Below are 8,635 nucleotides of genomic sequence, written 5' to 3' on the forward strand. Positions count from 1 at the left end.
GTAAACTGGGATAGACTGGAAGTTCCGTCAACTTTGCACAGATTGCCATGCCAGTCTTTACACGCATTGCCCGCGCTGTCGCGGGAATGAGTTTCGCCCTCGCGCTGCTGCCGGTCCAGGCCTTTGCCCAATCCACGTCCGAGCCGGTCTATGGCCCCGAGCTGGAAGAGTTCAAGTACCCCGAACCGACGCAGCAATACCGCTTCAAGTCGCAGGGCGTCGATCTCTCGATGACCTATATGGACGTCAAGCCGGCCAAGCCGAACGGCCGCACCGTGGTGCTCATGCACGGCAAGAATTTCTGCGGCGCGACCTGGGATGGCACCACCAGGGCCCTGACCCAGGCCGGCTACCGCGTCGTGGTGCCCGACCAGATCGGCTTCTGCAAGTCGACCAAGCCGCAGCACTACCAGTACAGCTTCCAGCAACTTGCCGACAACACCCGCAAGCTGCTCGCGTCGATCGGCGTGAAGAAGGCGATCGTCATCGGCCACTCGACCGGCGGCATGCTGGCCACGCGCTATGCGCTGATGTATCCGGAGCTGACCGACCAGCTGGTGATGATCAACCCGATCGGCCTGGAAGACTGGAAGAACCTCGGCGTGCCGTCGCTGGGCGTGGACAAATGGTATGAGCGCGAGCTGAAGACCTCGGCCGAACGCGTGCGCGAGTACGAGCGCACCACTTATTACAACGGCCAGTGGAAGCCGGAGTACGAGGTGTGGGTGCAGATGCTGGTTGGTATGTACCGCGGCAAGGGCAAGGAAATCGTGGCCTGGAATTCGGCGCTGATCTACGACATGATCTATACGCAGCCGGTGGTCTACGAGTTCCCGCTGATTAAAGTGCCGACCTTCCTGTTGATGGGACTGAAGGACACCACCGCGATCGGCAAGGACGCGGCGCCGGCCGAGATCCGTCCGAAGCTCGGTAACTACACGGTGCTGGCGCAGAAGACGAAGGAGGCGATTCCGGGCTCGAAGCTGGTGACCTTCCCGGACATGGGGCATGCGCCGCAGATGCAGGATCCGGTGAAGTTCCACAAGGCGCTGGTGGACGGATTGGTGCGCTGACCACCGCCTGACCACGCCTGGCCGGCGCTGCGGGAGCGGCCGCCGTCCCCATTCTCTTGTAATTCGTTCAATGGTATCCTTACACGATGACCGTTGATCCAGACACCAAACTGAAACCCGCGCGCGCCGCTTTTGCCGACGGTCCGCGCCTGCTGGCCGACATCGGCGCCACCCATGCGCGCTTCGGTCTCGAGACCGCGCCCGGAGTCCTCTCCCAGGTCACCGTGCTGCGCTGCGACGACTACGACGGCATCGTCCCGCTGCTGCACGCCTACCTGGCCGATCATCCGAACCAGCGCATCAGCCACGCGGCTTTCGCGCTGGCCAATCCGATCAGCGGCGATTTGATCCGCATGACCAATCGCGACTGGCAGTTCTCGACCGACGAGGTGCGTCGCGCGCTGGGCCTGTCGACGCTCCTGATCGTGAACGATTTCACCGCGCTGGCGATGGCGCTGCCCGGCTTCCAGCCGAAGGACTTGCTGCAGGTGGGCGGCGGGCAGGCACAGACGCATGCGGTGTCGGGCGTGCTCGGTCCCGGCACGGGCTTGGGCGTGTCGGGCGTGATCCCGACCATCGACGGCTTCGTGACCCTGGGCAGCGAGGGCGGCCACGTCAACTTCGCGCCGAGCGACGAGCGTGAATTCGCGATCCTGCAATATGCCTGGCGCGAATGGAAGCACGTCTCGAACGAGCGCCTGATCTCCGGTCCCGGCATCGAACTGATCTACCGCGCGCTGGCGCAACGTAACGGTGTGGATGCGCCAGCGCGCAGCACCGCCGAGATCATGGGCGGCGCCCTCGACGCCGGCGACGCCCTGTGCCTGGAGGTGCTGGAAACCTTCGCCGGCATGCTGGGCAGCGCCGCCGCCAACCTGGCGGTGACCCTGGGCGCCTTCGGCGGCATCTTCATCGGCGGCGGCATCGTGCCGCGCATGGGCGAGTGGTTCGCCGGGTCTCCGTTCCGGGCCCGCTTCGAGGCCAAGGGCCGCTTCACCGACTACATCGCCCAGATCCCGACCTTCGTCATCATGACGCCGAACCCGGCCCTGTACGGCGTCTCCGCGATCCTGTCCGAGCACCTGCGCGGCCGCAGCGGCGCCAACACGCTGATGGACCGCGTGCAGCAGCTGCGCCACGAGCTGTCGCCGGCAGAGCAGCGCGTGGCCAGTCTGGTGGTCGACCATCCGCGCAAGGTGCTGTCCGAACCGATCGCCGAGATCGCGCGCCTGGCGGATGTGAGCCAGCCGACCGTGATCCGCTTCTGCCGCTCGCTGGGCTTCCAGGGCCTGGCCGAATTCAAGCTCAAATTCGCCGGCAGCCTGACCGGCACCATCCCGGTGCGCCACAGCCAGGTGCGGGTCACCGACAGCACCCACGATTTGTCGGCGAAGGTGATCGACAATACGGTGTCGGCGATCCTGAAGTTCCGCGACGCGCTCGACGTGCATGCGATCGACCGCGCGATCGAGCTGCTGCGGCGCGCGCGCCGGGTCGAGTTCTACGCGATGGGCAATTCGCGCGCGGTGGCGCTGGACGGCCAGCACAAGTTCTTCCGCTTCCGCATCCCGGCCGCGCTGTACGGCGATTCGCACCTGCTCAACCTGGCCGCCGGCCTGCTGGGACCGGGCGACGTGGTGATCGCGATTTCCACCGGCGGCCAGCTGCCCGACCTGCTGGAGGCGGTGGACACCGCGCGCGCGCAAGGCGCCGACGTCATCGCCATCACCAGCAGCAAGTCGCCGCTGGCAAAGAAGGCCAGCGTGTGCCTGGCGGTCGACCACAGCGAGGACAGCACCACCTTCCTGTCGATGATCTCGCGCATCCTGCAGCTGCTGCTGATCGACATCATGTCGGTCGGGATCTCGCTGGGCGCGCAAGGGGAGGGCAGCCAGGGTAGCCAGAACGACATCGAGCAGCGCCGGCTGCTGATCTCGCACCTGGATATCTAGGTCTGGTGTCATGGCATTGTCACGGCGCGCCGTGACAATGCGGACAAGTCCGGCAACTGGAGACGGTCCATGCGGTATCCACTATCCCCGCGCATCCTCGGCTGCGCATTCGTCGCGCTGCTGGCGGCCGGCTGCGCCAGTCATGACCTGAAAAACCCGGGCCCGGCCTGGCCCACTTCTCCCAGCGTCATCGCCCACCGCGGCGCCTCGGCCCTGCGTCCCGAGCACACGCTGGCCGCCTACCGCAAGGCGATCGAGGACGGCGCCGACAGCATCGAGCCCGACCTGGTGGCGACCCGCGACGGCGTGCTGGTGGCGCGCCACGAGAACGAGATATCCGGCACCACCAACGTCGCGGAGCTGGCGCAGTTCGCGCACCGCAAGGCCAGCAAGACCGTCGACGGCGTCGTGGTCAGCGGCTGGTTCACCGAAGACTTCACCCTGGCCGAACTCAAGCTGCTGCGCGCCCGCGAGCGCATTCCCGCCAACCGGCCGGCCAATGTGCAATACGACGGCCAGTACGCAATCCCGACCCTGCAGGAAATCATCGACCTGGTCGACAGCGAGAGCCGCGCGCGCAACAAGACCATCGGCCTGGTCCCGGAGCTGAAGCATCCGGGTTATTTCAAGTCGATCGGCTTGGGGCTCGAGCGGCGCCTGGTGGACGTGCTGGCGGCGAATGGCTACCGCGGCCGCGATGCGGCCGTGTTCATCCAGTCTTTCGAAACCGGCAACCTGAAGGAGTTGCGCGCGATGGCCGGCTACCGCCTGGTGCAACTGGTGGCCCTTGGCGGCGCGCCCCACGATGCGATCGAAGCCGGCAGCGGCCTGACCTACGCCGCCATGATCACGCCGGAAGGACTGCGCGCCATCGCGCGCTATGCCGACGTGGTGGCGCCGTACAAGTCCATCGTCATCCCACGCGACGCGGCCGGCGCGCTGGGCGCGCCGACCCGCTTCGTCCAGGATGCGCGCGGCGCCGGGCTGGCGGTCCATGTGTGGACCATGCGCCCCGAAAACCCCTTCCTGCCGACCGGCTTGCGCGCCGCGCCTGCCGCCTCGCCCAGCCAGCGCGGCGATGCGGCGGGAGCGGAACTCTAGTCACAGTTATGGTGTCTGAATCTACGTAAGCATATATGAGAGAACACCATGGAAATGATGCTGAAGACGGGAGCGGCGGCGCGTCGGCTTGGCGTGACACCCAAGACGTTGCAACGCTGGGACCGCTGCGGCACGTTCTCTCCGTTAGCGCGTAGCCCAACCGGCCTGCGCCTCTACAGCGAAACGCAGATTGCTGAGCGGATCGGATTGCAGTCATGTCCGGTTCCAGACCGGATCATCGCTTACTGCAGGGTATCGAGCGCTGCGCAAAAGCCGGATTTGCGCAATCAACGCCGGGTTCTGGAAGAGTTTTGTACAGCCCGTGGGTTGGCGAATGTCGAGTTCATCGAAGAGATTGGCGGCGGGCTCAATTTCAGGCGTCCGCGCTTGCTGGAGCTGACCGACGCGCTCGGGCGAGGCGAGGTGCGCACCCTGGTGCTGGCGCACCGGGATCGCCTGACGCGCTTCGGATACGAATGGTTCGAACACATAGCGCACGAACATGGCTGCGAGCTGCTCGTACTGAACCAGGAGCGCTTGTCCCCTGAACAGGAAATGGTGCAAGACATGATGACCATCGTGCATTGCTTCTCAAGTCGTTTATATGGGCTGCGCAACTATCGCCGCCAGTTGGATGTTGCATTGAGCAAGGACGCGCGCAATGCTGCTGTCACATCGCATCCGGCTTGAAGCCACGCCTGAGCAACGCGACTATTTCGCGCGAGCGGCGGGGACGGCGCGCAAGGTCTGGAACTGGGCGGTGGCCGAGTGGCAGCGGCAAATCGCGCTGGGCCAGCGGCCAGATGCCATGAAATTGAAAAAGCAGTTCAATGGAATCAAGTATGCCCATCCAGACTGGCTCGATGCCGAAGGCAGACCGTGGCTGCGAACAATCCACCGCGATGCGCATGCGCAGCCTTTCGCGCACCTGGAGCGGGCGTGGCGCCGCTACTACGAGCAACGGCAAGCCGGCAAGAAAGCCTATTCACCGACATTTAAAAGGAAAGGCCGCTGCCGCGACTCGTTCTATATTGCCAACGACAAGATTCGTTTTGAGGGCAAGTGCGCCGTGCTGCCAAGGATCGGGAAGGTCGTGCTGGCCGAGCTCCTGCGGTTTCCCGGAAAGATCATGGGCGCATGCGTATCGCGCGAAGCCGACCACTGGTATGTGGCCGTGCAGGTCAAGCTGCCGGAGCAACTGGCCCGCCTGCAGCGCCAGGGTGATGGCGTGGTTGGGGTCGATCTCGGCATAAGCGCTGCGGCCGTCCTGTCCACTGCCGAGAAGATACCGGCCCCACGGCCGCTACGTGCTAGCCAGCGGCGCCTGCGCATCCGCTCGCGCCGCCATGCACGCAAGCTGAAAGCCGCGAAGGCCAGTGCCGGGATCACGGGCACGATCCCGAAAGGTGTGCGCCTGCCGGTGTCGCGCAACCGGAAAAAGGATGCGCGTGCGCTGGCGCGCCTGCATGCGCACATCACCCATGTACGCACCGACTTCATCCATAAGCTTACGGCTCGACTGTGCCCCGAAAACTAAGCGATAGCGATCGAGGACCTGAACGTGAGCGGCATGCTGGCCAACCATCGACTGGCGCGTGCGATCGCTGATGTTGGATTCTACGAAATCCGGCGTCAGCTCCAGTACAAGGCGCAACGTTACGACACCATCTTGGTGCTGGCGGATCGCTGGTATCCGTCCAGCAAACTGTGTTCGGCATGCGGCGCGCATTACACCGCATTGAAACTCAGTGAGCGTCATTGGACTTGCGCTTGCGGTATCTCTCACGACCGGGATGTGAACGCCGCGATCAATCTGCAACGGCTCGCCACCGACGCCCTCGTGGCGAGAACGGCGCTACCCGAGGCGAGTCATGCGGCAACGTATGGCACTGCCGCTGGAGCGGTTCCGGCGGCAGGCGGGAAAGTCACGCCTGTCAGGTACGAGCACGGTCAACAGGACGGCTCGGGGCAGGAAGAGAACGGTGTGCACGTGTGCGCACCTTTTCGATAGCAGATTCGTGCTTATCTTGAAGCAGGCGTGGACGCGGTATTCACCGACGACCCGGCAACCGGACGGGTCGCCATCGATGCCGTACGGAAACATTAACACCACTCGATAATTCCTATTGGCAACAGATCGTATTGACGTCCGACCGGCCCGTGCGTAAAAGCGTCTACGCCACGCAACGCTCGCAGTGGAAACAGTAGTTTCCACTAGGAACCCCATGTAAGATTCGGCCGTGGACGCCCCCATCCCCGGCGCTCCACCATCGTCCCGGCCTCGACCCGCCGCCCCTGAACCGGTATTTGGAAGAGCACCATCATCGTCACCTACGCACACAACGAACAGGCCCGCCTTGCCGCGCTGGCCGCGCTTCAAATCCTCGACACGCCCATGGAAACGCGCTTCGACCGGTACACCCGGCTCGCCGCGATGACCTTCGGCGTGCCGATCGCGCTGGTGTCGCTGGTCGATGCCGAGCGACAGTGGTTCAAGTCGCGCGCCGGGCTCGAAGCGCAGGAGACGCCGCGCTCGATGTCGTTCTGCAGCCATGCGGTGCAGGCGCGCGAGCTGCTGGTGGTGGAAGACGCGGCGTGCGACCCGCGTTTCGCCGACAATCCGCTGGTGACGGGCGAGCCGCACATCCGCTTCTACGCCGGCCAGCCGGTCTACAGCGACGGTCAGGCGGTGGGCACGCTGTGCATCATCGACCGCGCGCCGCGCAGCTTCAGCATCGAGGAGCGCCAGGTGCTGGAGGACCTGGCCGTGCTGGTCGAAACCGAACTGAATCACATGAAGGCGGTGATGGCGCGCATGCTCGCCGAGCAGGCGCTCAAGTCGCTCAACACCGAACTCGAAGCCCGCATCGCCGCCCGCACCGCCGAGCTGGAAGAGCGCGTGGCCGAGTCCATGCGCATCCGCCAGCAGCTGGAAGAAAAGCAGGAGCTGCTGGACGCGGTGCTGGAATCGATCGACGTCGGCGTGGTCGCCTGCGACGCCATCGGCAACCTGACGCTGTTCAACCGCGCCGCGCGCGATTTCCACGGTCAGGATCTGAAGGCGGTGGCCCCGGCCGAATGGCCGCGGCATTATTCGCTGTACTACGCCGACGGCAGCGCGCCGCTGGCGATGGACGAGGTGCCGCTGGTGCGCGCGCTCAGGGGAGAGGTGGTGCGCGATGGAGCGATGGTGATCGCTCCGCACGGCCGCGCGCCCTATACCCTGATGGCCAGCGGTCGTCCGCTGCGCAACGCGCAAGGCAAGACCCTTGGCGCGGTGGTGGCGATGAAGGACATCACCGAACTGAAGGCCTCGAAAGACCGCTTGATCGAGAGCGAAGAGCGCCTGCGCACCATCACAGACAACCTGCCGGTGCTGATCGCCCATCTCGACCAGGACCACCGTTACGTGTTCGCCAACGCGGTGCACCAGTCCTGGCTGGGCAAGGCGCCCGAGCAGGTGGTGGGCCAGACCATGGTCGAGGCCTTCGGCGAGGAATACTGGTCGCAGCAGCAGGAAGCCCTGAAGGATGCCTGGGCAGGCAAGGCCTCGCAGTGCGAGCACGACATCGTGCGCAAGAAGCACATCCGGATCGTGCACTCGACCTTCCTGCCGCACCTGCGCGACGGCCAGGTGATCGGCGTCTACATCCTGACCACCGACGCCACCGCGGCGCGCATGCACGAGCGTAACCTGCACGCGCTGGCCCACACCGACTCGCTGACGGGCATCCCGAACCGGCGCCAGTTCGAGCTGGCGCTGCAGGCGGCGGTGCAGCGTGCGCCGCAGCGCGAGCGCGCTTTCGCCCTGCTGTACCTGGACATCGACCACTTCAAGCAGATCAACGACAGCCACGGCCACGCGGTGGGCGACATGGTGCTGGTGGAGTTCGCGCGCCGCGTGCGCAACGTGGTGCGCAGCTCCGACCTGGTGGCGCGCCTGGCCGGTGACGAATTCACGGTGCTGCTCGACGAAGTCGGCTCGCCGCGTGATGTCGAGCTGGTGGCCAAGAAGATCATGCATGCGATGGAAGCGCCGTTCGTGGTCGGCAGCCATGCGATTCCCGTCGGCGCCACCATCGGCGTCGGCCTGGCCGACGCGCCGGGCGTCACGGCGCAGGCGATCAGCGAGCTGGCCGACGGCGCGCTGTACGAGGCCAAGGGCATGGGCCGCAACACCTTTGCCATCGCAAGGCTGGCCGACACGCTGGCGCTAGACGCCGCGGCCTGACCGACGCTAAAACCGGGATCAAAACCGGGGTCATCAAAACCGGGGTCAGGTCTGACATTCGGACACGAGCTCAGCCTTTGCGGAGCTTGTTACAGCTCTCGAAAGTGCGGGACAACCAAATTGGTACGTAGTGATTGTCGAGGCCGTGTCCGAATGCCCCCTGTGTCACGCTAGTTGTCACCTTAATTTTTAGGAGACAACATGAGTAAAGTGTATTCTGCAGCCTTCATCGAGCAAGCCTTGGTGAAGGTTTATTCCCGCGGCAAACGGACCATTCA

5 protein-coding genes and 1 pseudogene are annotated in these 8,635 nt (G+C 64.9%); all 6 read left to right on the forward strand.

Going from position 1 to position 8,635, the window contains the following annotated elements:
* Positions 1-86 precede the first annotated feature (86 nt).
* The 6 genes and pseudogenes from J3U95_RS22930 to J3U95_RS22955 all read left to right on the forward strand — a co-directional run bounded on the left by J3U95_RS22930 (position 87) and on the right by J3U95_RS22955 (position 8,357).
* On the forward strand, positions 87-1,073 hold the full coding sequence (locus J3U95_RS22930) for an alpha/beta fold hydrolase (protein ID WP_229520040.1): 987 nt from the start codon (positions 87-89) through the stop codon (positions 1,071-1,073).
* Between the two features lie 86 nt (positions 1,074-1,159).
* On the forward strand, positions 1,160-3,025 hold the full coding sequence (locus J3U95_RS22935) for a glucokinase (protein WP_208280949.1): 1,866 nt from the start codon (positions 1,160-1,162) through the stop codon (positions 3,023-3,025).
* A 69-nt stretch (positions 3,026-3,094) separates the two neighbouring features.
* Positions 3,095-4,126 (forward strand): glycerophosphodiester phosphodiesterase, encoded by a 1,032-nt coding sequence (locus tag J3U95_RS22940; RefSeq protein ID WP_208280950.1) that lies wholly within the window; start codon positions 3,095-3,097, stop codon positions 4,124-4,126.
* A 48-nt stretch (positions 4,127-4,174) separates the two neighbouring features.
* Positions 4,175-4,816, forward strand: coding sequence for an IS607 family transposase (locus J3U95_RS22945; protein ID WP_208280951.1), 642 nt, complete (start codon positions 4,175-4,177; stop codon positions 4,814-4,816).
* A pseudogene (locus tag J3U95_RS22950) lies at positions 4,788-6,137 on the forward strand (RNA-guided endonuclease InsQ/TnpB family protein). The gene J3U95_RS22945 and the pseudogene J3U95_RS22950 overlap by 29 nt, the downstream one beginning before the upstream one ends.
* A 384-nt stretch (positions 6,138-6,521) precedes the next feature.
* Positions 6,522-8,357 carry a sensor domain-containing diguanylate cyclase gene (locus J3U95_RS22955; RefSeq protein ID WP_208280952.1) on the forward strand — a complete coding sequence of 612 codons (1,836 nt, stop codon included), beginning with the start codon at positions 6,522-6,524 and terminating at the stop codon, positions 8,355-8,357.
* Positions 8,358-8,635 lie beyond the last annotated feature (278 nt).

The sequence above is a fragment of the Massilia oculi genome, assembly GCF_017582745.1.
GTDB lineage: Bacteria > Pseudomonadota > Gammaproteobacteria > Burkholderiales > Burkholderiaceae_D > Telluria > Telluria oculi_A.

What these genes read in the sequence shown, in the direction of transcription:
- J3U95_RS22930 (WP_229520040.1), top strand. Translation starts at nt 87, where the DNA reads ATGAGTTTCGCCCTCGCGCTGCTGCCGGTCCAGGCCTTTGCCCAATCC.
- J3U95_RS22935 (WP_208280949.1), top strand. Translation starts at nt 1,160, where the DNA reads ATGACCGTTGATCCAGACACCAAACTGAAACCCGCGCGCGCCGCTTTT.
- J3U95_RS22940 (WP_208280950.1), top strand. Translation starts at nt 3,095, where the DNA reads ATGCGGTATCCACTATCCCCGCGCATCCTCGGCTGCGCATTCGTCGCG.
- J3U95_RS22945 (WP_208280951.1), top strand. Translation starts at nt 4,175, where the DNA reads ATGGAAATGATGCTGAAGACGGGAGCGGCGGCGCGTCGGCTTGGCGTG.
- J3U95_RS22955 (WP_208280952.1), top strand. Translation starts at nt 6,522, where the DNA reads ATGGAAACGCGCTTCGACCGGTACACCCGGCTCGCCGCGATGACCTTC.